Genomic DNA, 23,179 nt, shown 5'->3' with positions numbered 1-23,179 from the left:
GCCGGCTCGAAATCGACAACCGTCGAATACGTTCGGAGCGGCCGGGAGCAGTTTCGGCCGGCCGTATGCGATATATTTATACCCGCACCACAGCTATGCTATCAGACACCAATGACCACTGATGACATCTTCGTAGGCCGGCTCATGTCGACGCCAGCCCGGACGGTCACGCCAGATACGCTCGTCGAAGACGCCGCGCGGACGATCCTCGACAACGAGATCGGCTCGCTCGTCGTCGTCGGGGACGACGATGAACTGCTCGGCATCCTCACGACGACGGACTTCGTCGACATCGTCGCAAAGAGCAAACCCAAGGCCGAGACGACGGTCGAGCGCTACATGAGCACCGACGTGGCGACGACGGCGGCGGGCGACTCGATCCGCGACGTCGCCGACGAGATGGTCGACCACGGCTTCCACCACATGCCTGTCGTCGACGAGGATGAAGGCGTCATCGGAATGATCACCACGACGGACATGGCGGCGTACCTCTCGCACGCCGAGACGCCGATCCCGACCTGATCGGACGCCAGCAGGTACTAAACGACCCCGTACGTACCGACGACCGATGGACAGGGGCGCCCTCCGCACGTACGTCGACCGGTCCCGCGAGCTCGTAGACGCTTCGCCGGAGCTCTCGGAGCCGAATACGCAGCTCCGGCTGGTACAGCCGTTTTTCACTGCGCTGGGCTGGGAGCTTCACCGGATCGACGCCGACCGTGTAGTCGACATCGGAGACGCGAAACGGCGCGTCGACTTCGCGCTGCTGGTCGAAGGAGAGCCTGCAGTGCTCGTCGAGACGGTCGCCTGCGCAACCGATCTGCAGCGCGAGCACGCACAACGCCTCGGCCGGACGGTGCTCGACTCCGGCGTCGACCGGGGCGTTCTCACCAACGGACGGGCGTTCGTCTTCGTCGCCGACGACGGCGGCGCGCTGGATCGAACCGAGTGTCGACTCCAAGAACTCCCCGAGCGCGCCGACGCCGTGGCCGAGTATTCGCGCGAAGCGGTCGAGCAGCGGGTGCGAACCGCCCAGCGGCGTCGTCGAGACGCCGCCCGGTCGCTCGCCGAGGACCGCGAGTCGGTCGTCGACGACATCCGCGACAGGCTCGTCGAGACGGCTGGCGACGGCATCGACCAGCGACTACGCGACGAGAGCGAGGCGTTCGTCGATCGGGTGATCGAGGAGTTGGGCGACGGCGATACAGCGATTGAATCTGCCGACGGAGCCGCGGACGCGTCGAGAGACGGCGAGACGGCGGGAGTGCAAGCTCGAGAAGACGGCGAGGACGCAGCCGAGGCCAGTGGTGAGAACACCACGGCGACCGCGACGGACGCCGACCTCGGTGCAGTCGATACTGCGGATCTCGAAGCGGTCGCGGATGCCGATGTCGAGGCGGCCGACGGCGATGACGCCGAAACCGCTGCAGATCTCGATGCCGAAACCGCTGCGGATGTCGACGCCGAAGCTACGGCAGCCGCCGATCCAAACCAGAGCGCCACCGACGACGTTCCGGCCGACGCGCTCGGCGGTGCCGTCGCCGAGGATGGCCAGTACGTGATCAAGTTCTTCAACGGACGTACGTCGGTGTGGGCTGTCGGTCACGCGCGAGCGGTGCTGGCGACGGCACAGGCGATCGAGTACCTGCTCAAACAGGGCGCCGCCGATCGGCAGGGGAAATCAGGGGCGCTCTCGGCGCCGTGGGGACCGGAGGGAGAGCGCGCGGTCGTCGTGACTGAAGCAGTGGAGAACGCGACGCTCGAACTCTCGAACGGCTGGCATCTGGACGCCAGGGTGACGACTGGCGTCGCACGAACGGCGGTCGAGCAGCTGGCGGAGCGGGCAGGGCTGCGCGTGATGTTTACCGGCTGGGACTGACGGGGCTACAGCCCCGCGATGACCAACAGCCCGAGCAGCGGCACCACGAGCAGCAGGAAGCCGACCAGTGACCGGAAGCTGAGCACCTGTAGCAGCTTCATCGGGAGTCTGAACGCGTTCATATTTTTCACTTATTCGCTATTAGTATTATATCTTTCTGTAAGGCGCTAGATCCCTAAATTATAGTATGGCTTGAGTTTTAGCACTGTTCACCGATAGAGAAATCAACGAGGGCGAAGCCAACGCCGGTCGTGCTGGCCGCCGGCAACGGGTATTAATCGCCACGGACGCTATGGTTGGGCATGCACATGCTGGTCGACGGGCAGTGGCGCCGCAACGCCTACGTGGCGACCGACGACTCCGGGGAGTTCCAGCGTCAAGAAACGTCGTTCCGGGACAGCATCGAAGCCGATCCCGACGCGACGTTCCCTGCCGAAGAGGACCGCTATCACCTGTACGTCAGTTGGGCCTGTCCGTGGGCCCACCGGACGCTCGTCACGCGCGCACTGAAAGGGCTCGACGATGCCATCAGCGTCGATGTCGTCGATCCGGTCCGGCGGCGCGACGGCTGGGAGTTCGCGCCGGGGAAAGACGGCTGCACACCCGACAGCGTCCACGGCGCCGACAAACTCCGAGAGATCTACACCGCCGCAGCACCCGATTTTACCGGGCGCGTCACGGTGCCGGTGCTGTGGGACAAAGAACGCGCAACGATCGTCAACAACGAGTCCGAGGAGATCATGCGGATGCTCGACGTTGCTATGCACGACGTGGCCGCCAACGACGTTGATCTCTACCCGGAAGGGTACCGCGACGACGTCGACCGGATCATCGACGAGATCTACGACCCGATCAACAACGGCGTCTACCGCGCCGGGTTCGCGGAGTCCCAGCACGCCTACGAGAACGCGATCGACGACCTGTTCGGCGCGCTCGAGCACTGGGACGACGTACTGGCCGACCAGCGCTACCTCGCCGGCGACGTTCTGACGGAGGCCGACGTGGCGATGTTCACCACGCTGATCCGCTTCGACGAGGTGTACCACACGCACTTCAAATGCAACGTCGCCCAGATCACCGACTATCCCAATCTCTGGAACTACCTCAAAGAACTCTACCAGCTTCCTGGAGTGGCAGAGACCGTGAATATGGACCACATCAAGAACCACTACTACCAGAGCCACCGCGATCTCAACCCCGGCGGCAAGGTGCCAGTGGGACCGGATCCGGACTTCGGAGCGTCCCACGACCGCGACGAGCTTCCTGGCGGGCCGCCGGAAGCGCTCGAATAGCCCGTCGCGCACCGCTGCAACACCTTCTTGTAGGAACGCGCGGCGAGACCCCCCGTGTCACACGGGCGCTCGCACGTCGTCCTTTCCGCACTGATAGCACTCGCGCTCGTCACGACAGGTGCGTGTGGGGCGATTTCGGCCGACGCCGCGGCGTCGGCGGCGCCGAACGAGCCAGTCGATCAGAGTGTGGTCGACGAGGCTAATCGAAGCGACGGCGACGCAGCCAGCGACGAGCACCCCCGGATCGTTGGGCTCTACCCGAACCCGGTCGCGGACGGCGATACGGGCGAGTACGTCGTGCTCGACGTGCCGGCGCCAACTAATCTAACCGGATTGACGCTCGGTGACGGCGACCGCGACCTGGCGAGACTCCCGAACGAAACCGCAGAAGAAACCATCGCGGTCAGCGTCGATCCCGCCGTCGCCACGAACCGCACTGAAAAGCCTGTGGTCGCGCTCGCCGGGCGGTTGCGCCTCGCCAACGGCGGCGAGCGAGTCGTGCTCAGACAGAACGGTACGCGCATCGACGCCGCACGGTACGGCGACGCTCCGGAAGGCGAACTGTGGCGGCGTGACGGCGCCGCGGCGACGCCGAGTGGCGGTGACGCCGCTGCGACCGCAGCGTCGAGCGGTACGTGGTCGCCGCTGGGTGCGACGGACTTCGAGCCCATAACGGGCGATCCAGACGCCGTGACGGCGTTCGCGCTCCCCGACGCACCAACTGTTCCGGTCGAGCGCATCGAGCGGGCGGACGAGCGCGTCCTGCTCGCGGGCTACACGTTCACCGACGAGCGCGTCGCAGAGGCGCTGATCGCGGCCAACGAGCGGGGCGTCCGCGTCGACGTGCTCGTCGATGGCGCGCCGGTCGGCGGCGTCCCAGCGGCCCAGCACCGCGCGCTCGACCGGCTCGTCGGAGCGGGCATCGACGTGAGCGCCGTCGGTGGCGAGCGTGCGCGATACCGGTATCACCACCCAAAGTACGCCGTGCTCGACGACGAGGCGCTCGTGATGACCGAGAACTGGAAACCCTCCGGGACCGGCGGCCACTCCAGTCGCGGGTGGGGCGTCGTCGTCCACGGAGAGGAGACCGCGGCGTCGCTGCGAGCAGTGTTCGACGCCGACGCCGCGGGGCGCGGCGCTGTCCCGTGGTCGAAGTTCCGGACGCGCGTCGAGGCCGTCGAAACGACGCCGGCCAACGGAACGTTCCCGCGACGGATCGAGCCCAGACGTTTCGACGCCGACTCGGTCCGGCTGATCGCCGCACCGGACAACGCCGAGGGCGAACTTCGGAGACTGCTCGCGGACGCCGACGAGTCGATCCTGATCGAACAAGTCTCAATCGAGCGGGAGACGCCGCTGGTCGACGCGACGCTCGACGCGGCCCGGCGTGGCGTCTCGGTGAAGGTGCTGTTATCGAGCGCGTGGTACGTCGAAGCGGAGAATCGAAAGCTCGCCGGGTGGCTCGAACGGCGCGCGGCCGCCGAGGACCTCGACCTGCGCGTCAGGCTGGCCGAACCGCGAGGCCGGTACGAGAAACTTCACTCCAAAGGCATCGTGGTCGACGAGGAATCGGCTGTGATCGGGAGTATCAACTGGAACAACAACTCGCTCCGCAAAAATCGAGAAATCGCCGTGATCGTCGAGGGCGACAACGTAGGCGAGTACTACGCGGGCCTGTTCCACGCTGACTGGACGGGCGGCGTCGAACGGCTGCCGGTCGGACTGGCGGCAGCGCTCGGTGGCGTCGGCATCGTCTCGGTCGGCGTCACCCGACGGCGCGTGACGTTCGAGTAAAAGCGGAGCCGCTCAGATCGGGGAACTCGTGCTGCCGAGTTCCTCGTCGATGTCGGCCTCGGCCATCTTCTCGATGAGCGAGTCCAGCACCTCCTCGCGGCGGCCCTGAACGTACTTGATCGAGCCGACGACGAGGTGGCCGCCGCCGCTGACGCCGCCGCCGACGATCTCCTCGTCGAGTTCGGTGACCATCGTCGGGATGTCGAGTCGGACGCCGTCGCTCCGGAGGACGGCGAAGTCCGGGCCGTAGCCGATCGTGATCACGGGGTCGCCGGTTTCCTCGACTTTGCGGTCGTGGACCGCGCCGGTCGTGTTACCCGGTGCGGGGTACGTGAAGCGGTGCGCGTCGTTCTCCACGTCGACCCGGTAGAGGTGGGCGCCGTTGTCGAGTCGGTCGTGTTCGACGTGGGGCATGGCGGCGTCGAGTTGCTCCTCGATATCCCGTCGGGACTTCTCAGCGAGCGTGTCGACGAGTTCGCGGTGGCGCTCTTCGTCGCCGTCGGCGCCGACGTCGAGCACGTCGTTGATCAGATGCCGGCCGGAGTTGTACCGAAGCCAGTGGGCGGCGTAGTCGAGCGCCTCGCCCACGTCCTTGAGCGACTGCTCGTCGTACCCCTCCTCGCGGGCCAGATCGACGTACTCCTCCATCGCTTCGGCTTCGGAACGGTCCGAGATGCCGGCAACGGCGGGGACGTGGCGGAGCTCGTCGGTCATGTCGGGGTAGATCATCCGCGCGAGCTCGACGCACATCATCCCGGTCGTGATCCGGTAGTCCTCGTCGTGGAGATAGGGGTTGACGTGCTCGGTCAGCAGCGGGTCGACCGCCTCGGGGTCGGGGTGGTGATGGTCGACGACGACGATCGGGATGTCGTAGTGTCGCAGCGTCTCGTAGGCCGGCGTGTCCTCCTCGGTGCTGCCGTTGTCGAGCATCAGCAGAAGGGGAAGCTTCTGGCCGTGTCGCTCGCGGTCCTCTAGCGCGAAGTTCAGATCGCGCGTGGCGTCTTCCATCTCGTAGAACGGCGCCTTGCTCGGTAGGCGCTTGAACAGGTGCCGTTTCGCGTCGGGGTCCTCGTGAACCTCGTCGATGAACCGTTCGAGTGCGAGTTCGACGGGAACGCTTGCACACATCCCGTCGCCGTCGGCGTGATGCCGGATTCGGATCGGGCGCCCCTCCAGCACCGTCCGTCGGAGGAGGCGAGCGACCGACTCCAGATCGCCGCGAAGCTTCTCGAAGGCGGGCCACTCGACCAGCGGCTCGACGTCCCGCGGCGCGGCGCGCTCCTCGATGGCGGCGTCAAGTCGATCTTCGACCGCGGCGGCGTCTTCGCCGTCGAGGACGGTCAGCGAGTCGGCTTCGATCTGGACGGCGTCCTCGCGGCGCTCGGGTTCGCCGGTGACGCGGACGTAGTCATCGACGTCGACGCCGGGCCGGGCTCGGACGCCGGCTTCCTCGAAGATCGCACAGGGGACGACGCCGGTCTCGTCGCGGACGTGGAACAGCGTCGGTCCGCCTGTCTGTTTGATCTGGACGACTTGGCCTTCGATGTGGACCGTCTCGCCGAGAATCTCGGTCAGCGAGTCAACATCGCCAAGATCGTAGTCGTGATCGACCGGTTCCACGTCGTACTCGTCGATGTCGACCTCTTCGAATGCGATATCACCGTTGTCTCGCACCTGATCGAGTTCGACGACAAACTCGTCGCCGACATCGTACTCGCCGCGCAGGTTGGATTCGTGGACGAGTCCGGAAACGGACTCGGAGAGATCGACGAATACGCCGTAGTCGACGACGCCGTTGACCGTGCCGAGGTAGGGAACCCCCTCCTCTACGTCGTCGGGCGTACAGTCCGCATCGAGATCGTAGACGACGGAGGGCGATCGCTCCCCGTCCGCGCCGTTCGCCTCGTCGATAGTCATTAGTATCGGCGTTTGGCGGCGGCCGTGTAAAACGCTTTGCAAGTCGCGCGCGGGGCCGTAGGGCTGTCAGCGTGCCGAATGCGGGACGACGCTGTGGAACGGCGGATGGGGCGTCTACGAGTGGAACGCGCTCATGCAGTTGTACAGTCCACGCTCGTAGATGTCGGGGTCCTTCCCGATGCCGATGTGCGAGCCGATTTTCGCGTCGGCCCAGTAGGCTTCGTGGGGACCCTCGAAGATCCGGCGCAGGAGACGCGGGTCCAGAACCATCTTCACGTACCGGTCGTACTCGTCGAGGTCGATGTCACGGTCGGCAAGATAGCGGAACCCGTCGCCGTCGAGGCGAATCTCCAGCGTGACATCGTCGACCAGCGGGATCAGCACTCGTGTCGAGGATTCGAAACCGATCGTGTCGCGTTTGTCCTCTAGACTCTCGTAGGCTTCGGGGACGTAGGACTGCAGTTCCTGAAGCCCGGGCATCGGATCGGCCTCGTAGTCGAACTCCCGTTCGGCGAGCACCGACTCGATGTATTCTGCTTTCTTCTCGGGATCCGGCGGTTGGAACGGCTGAGAGACGCTTCCGTCCTCGACATCGAGATGCTCGCCGGTGTTGAGAAACACACACCGATGTTCGTCGGGGTCGATGTTGCTCGTGAAGTAGTCGTAGGCCTCCGATCGCGGCGGGTTCGCGGTGTACTCGTTGAGGTGGGCCAGCGAGCCGGCGAGCACGTACTCGCCCGCGAAGGGCATGTAGTAGTCCGGCTCGAAGAGGTCGACGAACCGTTCGGCGAGCTGGTGTTTCTCCAAGATCACCTCGCGGGATGCCTCGAGTTTCTCCTCGTGGGAGTAGTCGATCATCGCCTGCGGGTAGAACTGTGCGGCGCTGTACTGGTGACAGAGCACGTCGACATCGTCGTAGGCCCGGTTGATCTTCTCGAACGTCGGCTTGGCCATTTCGAAGGGACAGTCGTTGGTGTTGACCAGCGTGTGCTCGCCGTTGTCGATCACGGCCATCGAGTCGACCTGCGTCGAGCCCGGCGTCTCGGCCTGACCGTCGTACCACGTACAGCCGAAGAAGTTACCGCAAGCCTCCGGGTCGCAGCCGTCGGCGGCGAACACGTTGATGTGCCAGTCGCCGCCGAGATCGAACGGCTCTCCGTGGGGCAGCTCGATCACGTCGAATCCGAGCTCCTCGATGGCGTCTTTCAGGTAGTCCCAGCGGTAGTTGTGGATGACGACCGGCGTGTCAGTGTCGAGTCGGCGCATCGACTCGGGGTGGAAGTGGTCCGGGTGGACGTGGGAGACGTAGATGTAATCGACGTCGTGGAAATCCTCGGGCTCGTAGTCCGGTGGCGGGTAGTGACACCACGAGCCGTAGTACGCGCCGTCGAGCAACCACGGGTCACACAGCACCGACCGCTCGTCATCTTCGACCAGTATCGCGGCGGATTGGAGGTATGTGACCTTCATGCGTCGAGAGAACGTGCGAACGCTCTCCCCGATTGTAATTGCTGGCGTATCCGTTCCAAGACGATGTTATCGGCCCACAGAACGTTCGAAGCTCCGACGTACCCACTCCACCCCCGAGCTTACTTGGTTGGAGCTGATTGCACTCCGGTGTCGGGATCCACCGATACCGCTGAGATTACCGATACCGCACAGTAGCGAAGATCATACTTTCGTATCACAGGTCGTTGCCACGACGCCACGCTCACTCACAGTTAGCAACAGCCGCCGACGGCTCACTCGCCGACGGTGAACTCCATCGACGACATCCCGAAAAAGGCGGTCTCGTACCCGTCGTGACGCGAGGCCTGCGGTGGCGTATCGACCGAGACCGTCACCCGGTCGCCGCGCTGTAGCTCGTCGACGGCGGCGCCGTAATGCAGACCGACCGTGCCGTCGACAGCCGCCGACAGCGGCCCGTCGAACACCGTTTCCCCGTTTCGAGTGACGGTCGCTGAGAGACCCATCTGTGGAACCGGAATCGAGTTGTACGGCGTCCGCGGCGAGACGAGCAGGAACTCCTCTTGCTCCGCGAATCTCGACCCGGACGGCACGAGCGCGGCGGCGAACGCGGCGTCGCCGCTCGTTCCGACGCCGATTAGCTCACCAGGGAGGTCCTCGGCCGCCGGCACCGTCTGGACGGGTGACGCGGCATCGCCGCTGGATTCGTGACCCCCGTGAGTCATGAGCGGCAACGCCCCCCGAGTACCGCGCCGTTCCTCGTCGATCTGCGTGTACTCCAGATCGTAGATATCGTCGGGGCTGTACTCGAACTCGATGCTGACGCTCGCCGCCTCCTCGAAGCTGCCTGCCAACTCGCCGACCGGCGTCGCGTCAATCGGTGAGAGTCGAATGTCGGCGACGTAGCTGCCCTCCCCATCGAGTTCGACGTTGTCGCCGTAGTGAAAGCCCATCCGCTGGGAGAGCATCGTCCAGAGCGTCCGCGACGTTATGACCGATCCATCGTGGCGAAGTTCCAGCCGAGGCGTGACGGGGAGTACAACCCCGGTTTCGGCGTCCCAGACCGTCGCCATCAGGTGCAGCGAATCGGACTGACCGACTTCGACCTTGCTCGTCGACGTTCCGGAGACGGTCCAGAACCGATGCGGGAACGAGTACCTGAGCGCGACGGCGTATCGACCGGTGCGAGCACGCCCGTACGTCGCCATCTGCTCACGGCTCGCTGGAAGGTACACCGCTTTGGGCCGGTTCTCGACCAGCGGCGTGTTACGCCAGACCGACTCCGTCTCGACCTGATCGAGACAGCCGGTGATTCCCAACCCACCGATCGCAGCACCCGCTTTCAGCGCGTCCCGCCGATGCATATCTCGAACATCGGGACGCCGCGGGCATACGACTTCCGTTCGTTGCTCGGAAACGATTCGGTACGGCGTCGGACCGCAAGTTTTTGAGTCTGATGCACGTAGGCTCTGCCAGACAATACCATGGACGTCGAGACAGTTGCCGAGTTCGTCGTCGAGTCGTTTCCGTCAGGCAGCGTTGCGGAATGCGATGAGAGCGCACCAGCGTCCAGAAAGAGGACAGAGGGATGAGCCAGATCGATCGCCTCGTCGAGTACGTCGGCGAAAACCGCTGGGAGATGCTGACCGATCTGGCGTTCGCCATCGCGTGGGTGACGATCGTATCGGTGTTGTTCGACGTCGTCGACGGGCCACAGTGGGCCTACTACCTGTTCATGTTCTCGGGCGTGCTGGCGTACTTCCTGCTCTATGGGATGTCAGAGGCGGCAATCGAGAGGGAATGAGCTCGTAGATCACCAACTGGTTCGCCTTCGGAACACAAGCGCGATAGCTATGATTGCAAGAACACCGCCTCCGAGGACCTGTCTGGTCGAGAGGCCGTATGATTCGAGGAGCCCCTCGTCCTTGCTGTAGGTGTACGGATTTTCACCTGAAATGTACCCAACAGGCTCGTATGGCTCTCGCTGCCACTCCGTGTCGCCATCTGCAGTGCCACGGAACCACACCTGATCGCGGAGTCCTTTGTCCTTGTTTAGTCGCGTCGTTGTCATACGTAACTCGCCTTCGACCATCTCATCTGGATCTTCCCGCAGGTGAAGCCTTGTGACCATAGTGGTCTGATTTCTCGGGACCATTGCATTGCCAGTCCTTAAATTAGTCTTGAGAGTGTGCGCATAGATGGATGCACCGTATACGCGAGGTGAAGGATTTTTGAATACAACGTCGACGGCAGCGGTTGGCTCGCCGTCGTGCTTTGTCTCGACGACTTCGACGTTCTGTATCCGAGTGGCGGGGATGTTTGGGTTTTCGAGGTCGTACTGTTTAGTGAGGGTTGTGTTAACAACGACGCCAAAAGAGCTGACTCTGACTGAATGGTTCTTTTTGGAAACGTTATATTTATTGGATAAATTTACATTCGTTGACCAAGTCCCACCATTTTCCAAAGTAGGACCAGACCTACTTACTTTATACCCATCAATTTTTAAATCCACCTCGGGTTTAAATAGTGATTTTTCTACCTTTTGAAAGTGAATAGTTGCATTATGTTGTGATGTTACGGACACATTGACATTATAGCCATTCGAAATATTCTGTTCAGTTTCGACGATGTTAGAATTCTTTTGAAAGCTAGAGAGGGTGTCATTTGCAGTAGTCCCACCGATAAAAAAGAATGAAGTAATAGCTAAAGTTATAATTATAGCTTCGCGTGATTTAAACATAGTTCAACACCCGATGCTTCCGTCGATTGAACATCCAGTCGTCGAAATATGTGCACCAGATTTGACCGCGTCAACAATTTCTTTCCGAGTTTTATATCCAGCAAATACGGTGTCACCATCAAGTTGTCTTATCGTCATGAGCTTATTATCAGGTGGAGTGATACCTACCTTGGTATACTGTAAATCAGTCTTAACTGCAGCCATCGTTTTGATCACATCAGATGGATCCTCGTAAGAGTTCGAGACAAACGTCTCGTCGGAAGATTTGACTAGGTTCCATTGAGTAGAATATTGACGAGACCCGATTCGCAGATCGGAATTGCGAGTTAATAACGAAGCGATGAGACGAGAGTTTACGTTTCGGTGATGAGTCCACTGGTTCCGAGTCTCGCGCTTCTCAGCAACATACATTGTTTCATGTATTTTTTTTTTTTTACTATATCTATGTAAATATTGTGTGTTAGAATCGAGTGCAGTAGATGGGACACAGCGACCACCGTAGCGATACGCTTCGGGACCCGAGCAGGTTGTGCGTACTCGCTTTTTACCGGTGTAGCCACGGGCAGAATGCCGTGTATCATACCACTCAGTCACCTCGCGTGTTGTTTGTTGCTCCGTGGTCCCTGCAGTTGACCACAGAGGATGAGTCGAAATGTATTGCTTTCTGCGAGCTCGTGAAGAGAACGTCTTGGTATCCACGACGACAGGTCGTGTTTCACGCGATTCAATCGTTATCGTATCTAACGAGCGTGAAGATGACTGAATACGGTACCCCATAGATTGGTACCGGATGCGCGTGCGGACCGAACTAGTTCTCTTTTGATATTTTTTGGCCTGCATATACTGAATATCTGTTACTTCTACATTGTTACGTTGGAGTTTGTCGCGCTCAAAGACATTCACTGAAGGAAGTTCAACCAGTTGCCTGCTCTGGCTCGGCTGTTCAACGTTTGCAAGGCCAATATACGGATTAGTGCTGTCAAGATACGAGCTAGCGTCAACTTCGACTGTTCCCACGTACCGTGGATGATCGAATTCTTTCGGTGCAGGATCAGGACCAGTGGTTGAGCCACGAACCTCTTTGTTTAATTCGATAACACGACCAGTGCTACCTCTGAATTGAACATCAAACGATGGGGTGTACTCCGGATTTGCGAGTTGGTACGTCTCAGTCTCAAAGCGGAACCGGATTGAATCGTTAGCGTTGTACGGTCCCGTCGAAACCTCTTCGACACTTGTAATATCAGGACTCCAGTAGTCGTAGAGCTTTGAAGAAAGATCTACTCGGTGCTGTTCACCAATTATATTGAGACCGGGAGTATCATCAAATTCTATACCAATTACGTCTGGATCATCAGAGTTACGTCTTCGATCTTGGACGTTGAAATACAATTTATCGCCATCTGGGTCAAAAGTGCCACTTACATCGACACGGAGTAGATGTCCCTCATAATGTGAATCTTGTCCCTCATCAACAATTTCGATCCGTGGCTCTGGAGGACTATTTGTTACAGTGAAAGAAGACCGGTCATATTCTAGTTGATTAGAAGTTATTGAAAACGTGTAACTACTAGGTGCTTTTCCAGCCCATTCTGATGTAATCGTTAACCGACCAGTGTCAGGGTCGTAGTGCCGTCTAGGGGCCTCCAACTGCCTCAAATCACTATAATCAAAAATAGAAGAAAGCTGTGGCGAAACCGTACTCGGATCGACACCGTTCAACTCTACAACAGTCTCGTGAACCGCCGTGTATCGGTCGGGGTCGATACGCTCGTGATACGAATCGACAGGGCCGTTGACGAAGCCAGAGCGAACTATTTCAGGCTCGCCAGCAGTGTTGCTCGCCGCCGCAGTCTGTCCCCGCTCGTCAGTGGCGACAACACGGACTTGGCTGGAATCCTGCTCAGCAGGAAGGCTAACCGAAAACCCGGTCCGGAACCCGGACCCGCTGTCGGGCGACCACTGCCGAGACGACTCACCGTCGACGTACAACGTGACCGAGTCGAGATTGCCGAAACCGTCAGATGCACTGATCGTGCCAGTAAGCGTCGCGTCTGACTGGGAGACGTTCACTGATACCTGTGGCCGTGGGTCGACGACGACGCGAGTGCCATTGTCGAACGCAGCCGGATAGGCGTTGGGACCGATAGAAGCTGCGGCAAAGAGTTGGTGGGTCCCGGCTTTCCACTGAGTATCGAGCCGTGGTCTGTCGCCACGTGCGCCGTCGTCGTCGTACCACGTTGCCCCATCAACAGCATCAGCGTCAGGACCGGCAATCTCGTACGTCGCGTCGAACGGTGCCGTGCCAGTCAGAAGTTGAGGGCCACGAACGGTTAGTTCGGGATCTGCCGGATCGGTATTCGATACGCCGGTGCCTGTGACTCTGACCCGGTGCGTGACGGTTTGCGTCCGACCGGCACCGTCGCGAACTGTCGCACGTAGAATGGAGGTTCCGGAGTCATCGAAGGACCGTTGGAGCGACACGGTGCCGGGACCATCAAGAGAGCCGTTCTGTATCTCTGTGTCGTCGACAGACCAGCGGATGCGACTGAGCTCCGCATCGCCTGTACGAACATCGGCAGTGAACTCGCCAGTGCGACCGCGGACGAGACGGCGTGGACCCGAAATCGACACCGAAGGCCCGTCAACAACCCGAGCGTCAACGTACATGGTATCGGCGTGCGATCGGCCGCTGTCGTCGGTGACGGTCAGCGTTACGGCGTACCGTCCCGATCTGTTCGGGACGAACGAGGTGCGAACGCACCGACTGCAGGCGGGTTGGAACGTCGATCCGTTCGGCCCGGTGATCGTCCAGTCGTACTGCGAGACGACACCGGACGCGGCACGTGATCCGCCGCCGTCCAACAATACTCGATCGCCAACTGTAGCAGTTTGATCGAGACCAGCTTCTGCAAATGGCTTGTCGGTGTCGAGAGCCGGCGAAACCGTCGGTGAGCCTGTCGCTGCGATTGGGGTGAGAGCGCCAGTGACGACAAGTCCCAATAGCACCACTCTTACAAATTTCATCCAGATTGGGAAGCAATATTATTCCCTTCTGTTATAAACTTGCGGAATAATATGGGTGCGCGATGTGAGATACACTGACAGTGCAGAGACAATCAGGACGGGGAGCGCGACACGCTCGCAAGAAGTGCTAGCAAGAGACTGTCGTAACCCATCAGGAGCGGATCAACGGTGCGGGGCGTCGGTATATCTGAGGTCGTTACTCGCCCGGTAGATCCTGAAATGCACCGACGAAGTCGTCGTGGTCGGAGAGTCCGGAGACGGTGTCGTCGACCTGCCCGCGCAGCGAATCGACCCGTTTACACAGCTCGTCGTACTCGTCGCTCTCGTCGAGTTCACGGTCCGATTTCTCGGCTTCGAGTAGTGATTTCTTCGAGACGAGCGAGTAGTACTGCTGGATGTCGGCCTCGTAGGCAGAACGGGTCTCGACACGTTCGACTACCTCGACAAGCTCGTCTTTCGAGACTGGCTTGACGAGATAGTCGTCAAAACCCATCTCGATGATGTCGAAGTCAGGATCGACAGCCGTGACCATGACGACGCGACTATCGTAGCCACGATCCCTAATCTCCGATAGAACTTCATCGCCCGATAGTCCGGGCATTCGCCTGTCGAGAAGCACGATTTCGACGGAGTCTTGCATCGATTCCAGCGCACTTTCCCCATCGTACGCAGTTTCGACAGACCAGTCGCTTGACAGCCAAGCCGCGAAGAGATCTGCCAGCCTCGATTCGTCGTCTACGACGAGTATTTCTGCAGGTTGGTCGGACATAGTCTGGATAGTTCCGGGCGTCGGTCGAACTGCACTCTCTTTAGGGCGATTGTCGTAATCCGTGATAAATGTCGCGGCTGTGTGTAGCAGTAGTTATATATGAATGAATATATTAACTGTCGTTCTCCTCGAAGAACGTCGCCGCACCATCACCGGCCAAGTCCTCGTAGACGACGACCTCCAGCGCCGCAAGCGATCCTGCAAGCAGGACCATCGCTGCCGGCGTCAGCAGCACCATCACGAGCAAAATGAACGCGACAACGAGCAGATGTATTGCAGAGTACCACGGACTCTGGAGCCACACATCGACGCCCTGTGCGAGAAGAGCACGAGTTCCAGGAAGTTCGTCGGTATCGGCGCCGGCGTCTGCAAGCAGACTCCCCGCTCGAAAGGTCAGTGCGACGACGATGATCAACGTGTAGAGCGCCAGCGCGGCGCCGAACCAGAACACTGCCGAGTCGTTCGCCGAGGCAAGTAGGACGTATGTCACGAGATTCAAGGCTGTAAACACGATCAGCACCGAAAACGGGATTCCGGCCCGGAAATAGCGCCGGATCGCCGACGGAAACGATCGAAGCCGCTCACGTTCAGAGCGCCCGCTGGCGGAGCCGCGTCGATGGGCGATTTCGGACATCGTCACAACGGCGGCCAGACACGCCGGGCCGATCGTGACGAGAGGGAACAGTAGCAAGCTTGTACCGAGACTGATCACCGAAACGGGAACAACCTCGTCGTACACCAGCCGAACGGCGCCCCGCAACGAACTCCAAAAATCGCTCGCCGTAACCGTCGCGTTCGCGCTCATCGAAGCCGGATTTCGGACCGCGAAGCAAAGAACCTCCGGAACGCGGTCGAGCGCCGCCGTCTACTTGCCTTCGAACTCGGGGTCGTCGTCACCCATGAAGGCGGTGATGCCTTCCATGAGGTCGTCAGTCGCCATCAGCTGCCCGAACGCTTGGGCTTCGACTTCCAGACCGGCCTCGGCGTTCTCCCAGCCCTTGTGCATCGCGCGTTTGGTGTAGCGCTGGGCGATCGGTGGCCCCGCAGCAAGGTCGGCCGCTAGCTCGAAGGCGCGGTTCTGCAGTTCGTCGTTGGCGACGACCTCGTTGACGAAGCCGTAGTCGGCCATCGTCTCGGGGTCGAATCGCTCGGCGGTGAAGATAATCTCTTTTGCGCGGCCCTCGCCGACGATGCGCTGAAGCCGCTGGGTGCCGCCCCAGCCCGGCAGGAGCCCGAGATTGTGCTCGGGCTGGCCGAGCTCGGACCGCTCTGAGGCGACACGCATGTCGGCGCAGGTCGCCATCTCCATCCCGCCGCCGAGACAGAAGCCGTCGATACCGGCGACGACCGGCATATCACAGTCCTGTAACTTGCCGAACGTCTGCTGGCCCTTGCGGGAGAGTTCGACGGCGTCGAGCGGGTCGGCACCGCTGGCCATACTCTGAACGTCGGCGCCGGCCGAGAACGCTTTCTCGCCCTCGCCGACCAGCAGGATCGAACGCACGTCCTCGTCGTCGTCGAGCAGGTCGATCGCCTCGCCGAGCTCGTCGAGCAACTCGCCGCTGATCGTGTTCATCCGGTGGGGACGATCGAGTACGACCTTGCCGACCATTTCGCCGGGCTTCTCGACGCGGATGGTGTCGAAGTCGTAACGTTCGCCGCCGTCGGCGTCGCCACCGTGGAAGCCGCCTTCTTCGGCGGCTTCGGGGAGGTAGTCAGCCGGCTGGTAGCGCTCTGCGCCCGTCTCCTCGTGGGCTGATTCGAGCACGTCGAGCAGGTGGTCGAGACCGGCGTCGTCGGCGAGCTTGGCGGGACCGTCGGGGAAGCCAGCGCCGAGCATCACGGCCTCGTCGATGGCGTCGGGCCCCGCAACGTCGTTGCCGATCAGGTGGGCAGTCTCGTTGGCCATCACGGCCGTCAGGCGGTCTCGAACCAGTTCGCTGCCCTCGTCGGTGGGCACGTCGGCGCCGTCTCCGTCCTCGTAGTCGTAGAAGCCCTTGCCGGTCTTCTTGCCGAGCTCGTCGTTCTCGACCTTCTCGGCCAGCAGCGGGCAGGGCTCGTAGGCGTCCCCGAGCTCTTCGTGCATATACTCCAGCACGTGGTAGCTCACGTCGTTACCGACCTGATCGCCGAGTTCGAAGCTACCCATCGGGAGACCGATATCGTATTTGGTCGTGGAGTCGACCTCAGCGATGGTGGCCTCGCCCTCGTGGACGAGCCAGCACGCCTCGTTCATCAGCGGCACGAGGATGCGGTTGACGATGAACCCCGGCGAGTCCTTGTGGACGCGGACGGGCGTCTTGCCGAACTCCTCGGCGAGCCCCTCGATCACGTCGAGCGTCTCCTCGTCGGAGTGGGCGCCCGAGATGACCTCGACGAGCTGCATCCGAACCGGCGGGTTGAAAAAGTGCATCCCGCAGAACTGGCCCGAGCGTTCGGTGACCTCCGACAGTTCGGTGATCGACAGCGAGGAGGTGTTGGTGGCGAAGATGGCCTCGTCGGGGGCATGTTCCTCGACTTCCTGATAGACGTCCTTCTTGATATCCATCTTCTCGGGGACGGCTTCGATCACGACATCGGCGTCACCGACCGCCTCGCCGACATCGACCAGCGGCGTCACGCGGTCGAGCGTCGCGTCGGCTTCGCCCTCGCCGATCTGCTCTTTTTCCTCGAGCTTGTTCAGGCTCCACTCGATCTGCTCGTAGCCGTTCTGTACGAACTCCTCTTTGATGTCCCGGATGTTGACCTCGTAGCCGGACAACGCCGCGACTTCGGCGATGCCGTGGCCCATGTTTCCAGCGCCGAGAACTGCGATAGTGTTGACATCGTCTAACTCCATGGATAGGCCCACGGCAGGCAGTCGTTTTAACGTTTCCCTCGTCCTGCTTTGAAACTATGTTTCGGTTTATCTCTGGTTACAAAGATATTTATTGTTCACTATGGAAGTGAGTAGCATGGACTTCGGACTCTCCGAGGAGCAGCGAGCGATCCGCGACGAGGTGCGGCGCTTCGCCGAAAACGAGATCGAACCGGTCGCAACCGAGTACGACGTCGACGAGAAATATCCCGCGGAAGTGATGGACGAGGCCGCCGAGATGGGGCTGACTGGCGCACACATCCCCGTCGAGTACGGCGGGGCGTCCTACACGCCGCTGGAGATGTCGCTGATCACTGAAGAACTGTTCGCCGTCGACCCCGGAATCGGCCTCTGTATCACGAGCGCGGCCTTTGGCGCCGATTCAATCATGGAGTACGGCACCGAAGATCAGAAAGAGCGGTTCCTCGAACCGATCGCGTCGGGCGAGGCGATCATGGGCGCGGCGATCAGCGAACCCGACACCGGATCGGACGTGTCAAGCGTCTCGACGGAGGCGGACAAGGATGGCGACGAGTGGGTGATCAACGGCAACAAGATGTGGATCACCAACGGGTCGGTCGGCGACTACTTCGTCGTGATGTGCCAGACTGACGATGTCGACGACCGCTACTCGGGCTTCTCACAGATCGTCGTCGAGTCCGACCGAGATGGCTTCGAAGCTGACAAGATCACCGGAAAACTCGGCATCCGTGCATCCGACACCGCCGAGCTAATTTTCGACGACGTGCGCGTTCCCGAGGAGAACCTGATCGGCACGCGGGGCGCCGGCTTCCTCCAACTGATGAACTTCTTCGACGAGACTCGTACCATGGTCGCCGCCCAAGGCGTCGGCATCGCCAAGGGCGCCTGCGAGCGCGCGCTGGAGTACGCGAAAGACCGCGAGCAGTTCGGCAAGTCGATCAGCGACTTCCAAGCGATCCAGCACAAGCTCGCGGAGATGCACACCAAGACCGAGGCCGCCCGTCAGCTCACCTACAAATCGGCGTGGAGCGTCGAGAACGAGGACGACCAGTTGACCGCGCTAGCTTCGATGGCCAAAGAGTACGCCTCGCAAGTCGCGGTCGATGTCGCAGACGAGGCCGTCCAGATTCACGGTGGGGCCGGCTACGTCAACGACTTCGACGTCGAACGACTCTACCGGGACGCCAAGATCACGCAGATCTACGAGGGAACCACCGAAATCCAGAAGAACATCATCGCGCGCGAGCTGCTCGGCAAAGGGTTCTGATCCGCGACCGTCTTTTAGTTAACATCCAGAGCATCGAGAAGCGAGGTCGTCGCTTCCCAGACGACCCCGATCACGGCCAGTACGACGCCAGCAGCGGCGGCGGCGAGCGCCGCGAGTCCGCTTCCGGTGGCCGCTGCATACCAGAACCACGCGAAGAATCCGACGCCGGCGACGCCGCCTACGACGACCGGACGGTCGAACCCCGCCACCGACAGCGCGGCGTGGGCGGCGTATCCCGCGCCGACTGCCGCAACTCCCGCGAGCATGACGAGTACGAACGTGACGATCGGCGCAAACCCGCCTCCGTTGGCGATGTAAGCTCCGGTACGAGCGATCATAGCGTCACACTACCACGGTCCGGGATAAATCTAGGCCGACACACAGCACACACGAGCGTTGTGACTACAGAATCGGATCGCGGCCAGCGAAACGCCCTTGGCGTCTCCGCCCTGACTGTCACGGCGTGTCCGAGCGAGCAACCTTCGCAGACGCCGCGTCCGTTCTCCAGTCGGATTCAGTGATGGCCGACCTGATCGACCGCCACGGCCCGCTCGACATGACGCCGGCCGACAACGAGTTTCGTCGCCTCGTCGTGTCGATTCTCAACCAGCAACTGTCGACGGCTTCGGCACGCGCCGTCCGAGAGCGCGCGTTCGACGTGCTCGACGGTCAGGTGACGCCCGATACCGTTCTATCGGCCGATCAGGACGCGCTCCGCGAGGCGGGCCTGAGCGACTCGAAAGTCGAATACGTCCGGAACTGCGCGCAGGCGTTTCAAGAGCGCGATCTCACCCGTGGCGCCCTCGACGAGTACGGCGACGACGCGGTGATCGATCTACTGACCGAGATCCGCGGCGTGGGCGAGTGGACCGCCCGCATGTACCTGATCTTCGCGCTCGGGCGCGAAGACGTTCTCCCGCTCGGCGACTTGGCAGTTCGGCGCGGCATCGACGAACTGTACGGCGACGGCGACGCGTCGATGGCGCGCTCGGAGATGCGTGCGATCGCCGAGTCGTGGCGTCCGTACCGGTCGGTGGGAACGCGGTACGTCTGGCAAGCGTACGAATCGGAGTGAGACGTTCCCGGCTTACTCCTCGAGTTCCGTCTCGTCGGTGTCGGCGTCGACGCGGCGTCCGACATCGACGTGGTAGTGTTCGAGGATGTCTCGGCCGAGCAACAGCGGGTAGTCCATGTGGCTTCGGTCCTCGACGTTAGCGGCGACCGTGTGGCGATGCCCGCCGACGCCGACGACGATGTCGACGATCGGCCGAACCTTGCTGCGCTTGGAACTTCCCGATCGGACGCGCATCTTGCTCTTGATCGGGCCCGCACCGATCTCGGCGGCGAGACTCGTGTCGACGCTGGTTCGGGTCGCGCCGGTGTCGGACTTTGCCACGACGGTCTTTGAGTCGCTCGTCCCACTGACCATCACTTCCTCGGTGTAGCCGATCGTCGCGGCGCCGTCGAGCCCATTAGGCTCCGGGTGCGGTCTGGCGGTCGGCACCGAATCGTCGAGCGTGGTCGAGAGTTCTTCGACACGGGTCTCGTCGACCGATTCGCCAGCGCGCTCCGCTGCGAGCGCGGCAATGTACGGTGCGGGCGAGCGGCCGGTAGCCTCGAAAAAACCCTTGAAGCCAGCGGTAGGGTTGACCTCGAGGACGTACCAGCCGTCGTCGCCCTCGATGATGTCGACGCCGGCGTAGTCCAGTCCGATCGCCTCGGTCGCCGTACGTGCGATCTGACGGACCTCATCGGTGAGTTGGTCGGAAGCATCGCGGACATCTCCGCCGAGCGAGACGTTCGTGCGCCAGTCGCCTTCGGGGGCATAGCGGTGCATCGCACCGAGGATCTGGCCGTCGACGACGTACACGCGGAGGTCGCGGTGGGCTTCGCCATCACGCTCGATGAGGTCCTGTAGGAACGCGTATCGGTTGCCCACCATCGCATTGACCGACTCACCGGGGCCGACCTTCCACGTGCCGCCGCCGTGGGTTCCGATCGCGGTCTTGTAGACTGCTTCCTCGCCGAACTCCGACCGGCGGCGGTTCAGCGTCGCGCTGCCGAGGGCCAACAGCGCGTCCGGGATCGGGACATCAGCCTCGGCCAACGCGGTGGCCGCAGCGAACTTGTGCATCGCGGTCAGCGTCGCCTCCGGAACGTTCAGCATCTCCCCGGCACGCGCGAAGACGTTGGCCAAGCCGAGTTCTTCGGCGGGTTGTGCGGTGTTCGAGAGTAAGAGTCGGTTGGCGACGACATCGACATCGGGTTCGATCGTCAGTTCGCCGTCCTCGATACTTACAGACGTGTTCTCAGAACGAGGCCACGCCGTGTCGTACCCTAGTGCCTCGGCCGCATTGAGTATCGCTTTCGTCTCCTTGCTGTTGTGAAGGCTCAAAACCCCGATCGTCGTCGCAGCGTCGCCTGCCATTACGTATGACAAACGCCACCCGGGTGAAAACCTTACCCGTCGGCGCGTGTCCGACCGAGGGACTGATTTATATTGCTCTACCGGTTGCTATCGTACGTATGAGCGAACATGAGGGGTCGGCGTCTGCCGACGATCCCTCGACGGAAGACGACACGTTCGTGTACGATGGCGGCGCAGTTGCCCCCGGCGAGCGCGTCAACATCCGATTCCCGATCAGCGAGACGTATCTCGGAGATCCGGTGCGGCTCCCTGTGACGATCATCAACGGCCCCGAACCGGGACCGACGGCGTATCTGACTGCGGCAGCACACGGCGACGAACTCAACGGCATCGAAGTCGTTCGTGAAGTCGCCCACGAGTGGAACCACGACGTGCTTCACGGCACGCTGGTCTGTCTTCCGGTGTTGAACGTCCCCGCCTTCCTCGCCCAGCAGCGCTACCTGCCGATCTATGATCGGGACCTGAACCGCTCGTTTCCGGGCAGTGAACACTCGACCAGCGCCAAGCGAATGGCACATCGCATCTTCTCGAACTTCATCGAGCCGTGTGATTTCGGACTGGACTTTCACACGTCCACGCGCGGGCGAACGAACATGCTCCACGCACGAGCGAACATGGAGGACGAGGAAACTGCACGGCTGGCACAAGCGTTCAGTTCGAACGTCATCCTCGCGGGGAACGGTCCAAGCGGAACGCTCCGGCGAGAGGCGACCGACGCGGGCGTCCCGACGATCACCGTCGAGATGGGCGAAGCCCACCGCTTTCAGCGCGGCCTGATCAACCGCGCGCTCGACGGCGTCGTCAGTGTCTTCGCCGAGTACGGCCTGTTCAAAGAAAGCACCGTGCACTGGCCGGGGTGGCGTACCGTCATCACTGACGAGCAAGAGAAAACGTGGCTGCGAGCAGATGTCGGCGGCATCGTCGACATGCATCACGACCGCGGCGCGCTCGTCCACGAAGGCGAAGCGATCTGCTCGATTACGAACCCGTTCAAGACTGACACCGACGTGGTCGAAGCACCCTTCACCGGTCTTCTCGTCGGCGTCCTCGAAAATCCGGTCGTCTATCCCGGAAACCCGCTGTGCCACCTCGTCGAACTCGATTCGAGCACGCTCCGAGCAGTCGAGCGCGACCAGTTCGGTCGCGACGAGAGCCCCTATCAGCTCTGACCCACAGCTTTTCGTACGGTCGGGCGGCGAGAGCTCCCGATGGATACTGTCGGCTCTCTCGACATCGCCCCGTACTGGCCGCTCGCTGAGCGATCCTCTGTCCATAGTTGTCCCGTAGCAATCACGGGGAGAGTACGATGATCCCTGTTCGAACGACGCTGGCGCAGCTTGCAACGGGACTCCGAGTGGGTGAAGATGCGTGTACAACGTGTGACACCTGCGACGGTCGACTCCAGTCGGGAGCACCCGTCATCGTTCGGTTGCATCAGCCCCAGCAGCGTCGCCACTGGTCGGTCGAAGCGCTATTCTGCGAGAATTGTGGGGTGACGGCGCCGCTCGAAGCGCGCGGTCGCGCGATCATCAGCGCGCGTCTCGGCGTCACGTCGGACGCGTCAACGCAGACGCGGTGGGCCTGCCTCGTCGATCCGAAGCCGCAACTAGCGCTTTTGCGCTCGGATGACGAGAGCGACCGCTAGCGACTGCTGTTGCTCGCGGTCGCGTTCGAAATGAACCGACCCCCACGAGCGCGCTGCTCGTGAGGGTCGAGAGTATGAATGGGAGGCGGCGAGGCGGTGTTTCCAGAGGCTCGCG

The 23,179-nt window shown here is 61.6% G+C and carries 18 protein-coding genes; 8 read left to right on the top strand and 10 right to left on the bottom strand.

Annotated elements, in window-relative coordinates; translation table 11 throughout:
* Window positions 1-111: 111 nt before the first annotated feature.
* From CRO01_RS00090 to CRO01_RS00075, 4 genes are all read left to right on the top strand, one after another.
* On the top strand, window positions 112-522 hold the full coding sequence (locus CRO01_RS00090; RefSeq protein ID WP_097007091.1) for a CBS domain-containing protein: 411 nt from the start codon (window positions 112-114) through the stop codon (window positions 520-522).
* Window positions 523-568: 46 nt separating this feature from the next.
* Window positions 569-1,879 carry a hypothetical protein gene (locus tag CRO01_RS00085; RefSeq protein ID WP_097007090.1) on the top strand — a complete coding sequence of 437 codons (1,311 nt, stop codon included), beginning with the start codon at window positions 569-571 and terminating at the stop codon, window positions 1,877-1,879.
* Between the two features lie 302 nt (window positions 1,880-2,181).
* The gene (locus CRO01_RS00080; RefSeq protein WP_097007089.1) at window positions 2,182-3,171 is read left to right on the top strand and encodes a glutathione S-transferase family protein; all 990 of its coding nucleotides are present in this window, start codon (window positions 2,182-2,184) and stop codon (window positions 3,169-3,171) included.
* A gap of 54 nt (window positions 3,172-3,225) precedes the next feature.
* Window positions 3,226-4,965 (top strand): phospholipase D-like domain-containing protein, encoded by a 1,740-nt coding sequence (locus CRO01_RS00075; RefSeq protein WP_097007088.1) that lies wholly within the window; start codon window positions 3,226-3,228, stop codon window positions 4,963-4,965.
* A 12-nt stretch (window positions 4,966-4,977) separates the two neighbouring features.
* Here the strand turns inward: CRO01_RS00075 and CRO01_RS00070 are convergent, their stop codons facing one another.
* From CRO01_RS00070 to CRO01_RS00060, 3 genes are all read right to left on the bottom strand, one after another.
* Window positions 4,978-6,882, bottom strand: a complete 1,905-nt coding sequence (locus tag CRO01_RS00070; RefSeq protein ID WP_097007087.1) for a DHH family phosphoesterase — start codon at window positions 6,880-6,882, stop codon at window positions 4,978-4,980.
* A gap of 114 nt (window positions 6,883-6,996) precedes the next feature.
* Window positions 6,997-8,352 carry an MBL fold metallo-hydrolase gene (locus CRO01_RS00065; RefSeq protein WP_097007086.1) on the bottom strand — a complete coding sequence of 452 codons (1,356 nt, stop codon included), beginning with the start codon at window positions 8,350-8,352 and terminating at the stop codon, window positions 6,997-6,999.
* Window positions 8,353-8,624: 272 nt separating this feature from the next.
* Window positions 8,625-9,713 carry a DUF7350 domain-containing protein gene (locus tag CRO01_RS00060; protein WP_097007085.1) on the bottom strand — a complete coding sequence of 363 codons (1,089 nt, stop codon included), beginning with the start codon at window positions 9,711-9,713 and terminating at the stop codon, window positions 8,625-8,627.
* Window positions 9,714-9,937: 224 nt separating this feature from the next.
* On the opposite strand from CRO01_RS00060, the gene CRO01_RS00055 reads away from it, so the two are divergent.
* The gene (locus CRO01_RS00055; RefSeq protein WP_097007084.1) at window positions 9,938-10,153 is read left to right on the top strand and encodes a hypothetical protein; all 216 of its coding nucleotides are present in this window, start codon (window positions 9,938-9,940) and stop codon (window positions 10,151-10,153) included.
* A gap of 9 nt (window positions 10,154-10,162) precedes the next feature.
* Here CRO01_RS00055 and CRO01_RS16280 read toward each other — a convergent pair whose 3' ends face one another.
* The 5 genes from CRO01_RS16280 to CRO01_RS00030 form a co-directional block, all read right to left on the bottom strand.
* On the bottom strand, window positions 10,163-11,089 hold the full coding sequence (locus tag CRO01_RS16280; RefSeq protein WP_143824882.1) for a hypothetical protein: 927 nt from the start codon (window positions 11,087-11,089) through the stop codon (window positions 10,163-10,165).
* Window positions 11,090-11,092: 3 nt separating this feature from the next.
* Window positions 11,093-14,116: a PKD domain-containing protein gene (locus CRO01_RS16275; RefSeq protein ID WP_143824881.1), complete on the bottom strand. Its 3,024-nt coding sequence runs from the start codon at window positions 14,114-14,116 to the stop codon at window positions 11,093-11,095.
* 196 nt (window positions 14,117-14,312) lie between these two features.
* Window positions 14,313-14,885, bottom strand: a complete 573-nt coding sequence (locus CRO01_RS00040) for a HalX domain-containing protein (protein ID WP_097007081.1) — start codon at window positions 14,883-14,885, stop codon at window positions 14,313-14,315.
* A gap of 112 nt (window positions 14,886-14,997) precedes the next feature.
* Complete coding sequence (locus CRO01_RS00035) at window positions 14,998-15,690, bottom strand: hypothetical protein (RefSeq protein ID WP_097007080.1); 693 nt, start codon at window positions 15,688-15,690, stop codon at window positions 14,998-15,000.
* Between the two features lie 60 nt (window positions 15,691-15,750).
* A complete protein-coding gene (locus CRO01_RS00030) occupies window positions 15,751-17,724 on the bottom strand; it encodes a 3-hydroxyacyl-CoA dehydrogenase/enoyl-CoA hydratase family protein (RefSeq protein ID WP_097007079.1) in 1,974 nt (657 codons plus the stop codon).
* A 115-nt stretch (window positions 17,725-17,839) separates the two neighbouring features.
* Between CRO01_RS00030 and CRO01_RS00025 the strand changes: the two genes are divergently transcribed.
* Window positions 17,840-18,991 carry an acyl-CoA dehydrogenase family protein gene (locus CRO01_RS00025; RefSeq protein ID WP_097007078.1) on the top strand — a complete coding sequence of 384 codons (1,152 nt, stop codon included), beginning with the start codon at window positions 17,840-17,842 and terminating at the stop codon, window positions 18,989-18,991.
* A gap of 14 nt (window positions 18,992-19,005) precedes the next feature.
* Here the strand turns inward: CRO01_RS00025 and CRO01_RS00020 are convergent, their stop codons facing one another.
* A complete protein-coding gene (locus CRO01_RS00020; protein ID WP_097007077.1) occupies window positions 19,006-19,329 on the bottom strand; it encodes a hypothetical protein in 324 nt (107 codons plus the stop codon).
* A 182-nt stretch (window positions 19,330-19,511) separates the two neighbouring features.
* Between CRO01_RS00020 and CRO01_RS00015 the strand changes: the two genes are divergently transcribed.
* Window positions 19,512-20,066, top strand: coding sequence for a DNA-3-methyladenine glycosylase family protein (locus CRO01_RS00015; protein ID WP_097007076.1), 555 nt, complete (start codon window positions 19,512-19,514; stop codon window positions 20,064-20,066).
* 12 nt (window positions 20,067-20,078) lie between these two features.
* Here the strand turns inward: CRO01_RS00015 and CRO01_RS00010 are convergent, their stop codons facing one another.
* Entirely contained in the window at window positions 20,079-21,419 is a 1,341-nt protein-coding gene (locus CRO01_RS00010; protein WP_097007075.1) for a RimK family alpha-L-glutamate ligase, read from the bottom strand.
* 98 nt (window positions 21,420-21,517) lie between these two features.
* Here CRO01_RS00010 and CRO01_RS00005 point away from each other — a divergent pair, with 98 nt between their 5' ends.
* A complete protein-coding gene (locus CRO01_RS00005; protein ID WP_097007074.1) occupies window positions 21,518-22,588 on the top strand; it encodes a succinylglutamate desuccinylase/aspartoacylase family protein in 1,071 nt (356 codons plus the stop codon).
* The last annotated feature ends 591 nt before the right edge of the window (window positions 22,589-23,179 follow it).

Source organism: Natronoarchaeum philippinense (assembly GCF_900215575.1).
Classification (GTDB): Archaea; Halobacteriota; Halobacteria; order Halobacteriales; family Natronoarchaeaceae; genus Natronoarchaeum; species Natronoarchaeum philippinense.
Note: the sequence above shows the minus strand (reverse complement) of the source record. Positions and strands in the feature narration are given on the sequence as shown.

What these genes read in the sequence shown, in the direction of transcription:
- CRO01_RS00090 (WP_097007091.1), top strand. Translation starts at nt 112, where the DNA reads ATGACCACTGATGACATCTTCGTAGGCCGGCTCATGTCGACGCCAGCC.
- CRO01_RS00085 (WP_097007090.1), top strand. Translation starts at nt 569, where the DNA reads ATGGACAGGGGCGCCCTCCGCACGTACGTCGACCGGTCCCGCGAGCTC.
- CRO01_RS00080 (WP_097007089.1), top strand. Translation starts at nt 2,182, where the DNA reads ATGCACATGCTGGTCGACGGGCAGTGGCGCCGCAACGCCTACGTGGCG.
- CRO01_RS00070 (WP_097007087.1), bottom strand. Translation starts at nt 6,882, where the DNA reads ATGACTATCGACGAGGCGAACGGCGCGGACGGGGAGCGATCGCCCTCC.
- CRO01_RS00065 (WP_097007086.1), bottom strand. Translation starts at nt 8,352, where the DNA reads ATGAAGGTCACATACCTCCAATCCGCCGCGATACTGGTCGAAGATGAC.
- CRO01_RS00060 (WP_097007085.1), bottom strand. Translation starts at nt 9,713, where the DNA reads ATGCATCGGCGGGACGCGCTGAAAGCGGGTGCTGCGATCGGTGGGTTG.
- CRO01_RS00055 (WP_097007084.1), top strand. Translation starts at nt 9,938, where the DNA reads ATGAGCCAGATCGATCGCCTCGTCGAGTACGTCGGCGAAAACCGCTGG.
- CRO01_RS16280 (WP_143824882.1), bottom strand. Translation starts at nt 11,089, where the DNA reads ATGTTTAAATCACGCGAAGCTATAATTATAACTTTAGCTATTACTTCA.
- CRO01_RS16275 (WP_143824881.1), bottom strand. Translation starts at nt 14,116, where the DNA reads ATGAAATTTGTAAGAGTGGTGCTATTGGGACTTGTCGTCACTGGCGCT.
- CRO01_RS00040 (WP_097007081.1), bottom strand. Translation starts at nt 14,885, where the DNA reads ATGTCCGACCAACCTGCAGAAATACTCGTCGTAGACGACGAATCGAGG.
- CRO01_RS00035 (WP_097007080.1), bottom strand. Translation starts at nt 15,690, where the DNA reads ATGAGCGCGAACGCGACGGTTACGGCGAGCGATTTTTGGAGTTCGTTG.
- CRO01_RS00030 (WP_097007079.1), bottom strand. Translation starts at nt 17,724, where the DNA reads ATGGAGTTAGACGATGTCAACACTATCGCAGTTCTCGGCGCTGGAAAC.
- CRO01_RS00025 (WP_097007078.1), top strand. Translation starts at nt 17,840, where the DNA reads ATGGACTTCGGACTCTCCGAGGAGCAGCGAGCGATCCGCGACGAGGTG.
- CRO01_RS00020 (WP_097007077.1), bottom strand. Translation starts at nt 19,329, where the DNA reads ATGATCGCTCGTACCGGAGCTTACATCGCCAACGGAGGCGGGTTTGCG.
- CRO01_RS00015 (WP_097007076.1), top strand. Translation starts at nt 19,512, where the DNA reads ATGGCCGACCTGATCGACCGCCACGGCCCGCTCGACATGACGCCGGCC.
- CRO01_RS00010 (WP_097007075.1), bottom strand. Translation starts at nt 21,419, where the DNA reads ATGGCAGGCGACGCTGCGACGACGATCGGGGTTTTGAGCCTTCACAAC.
- CRO01_RS00005 (WP_097007074.1), top strand. Translation starts at nt 21,518, where the DNA reads ATGAGCGAACATGAGGGGTCGGCGTCTGCCGACGATCCCTCGACGGAA.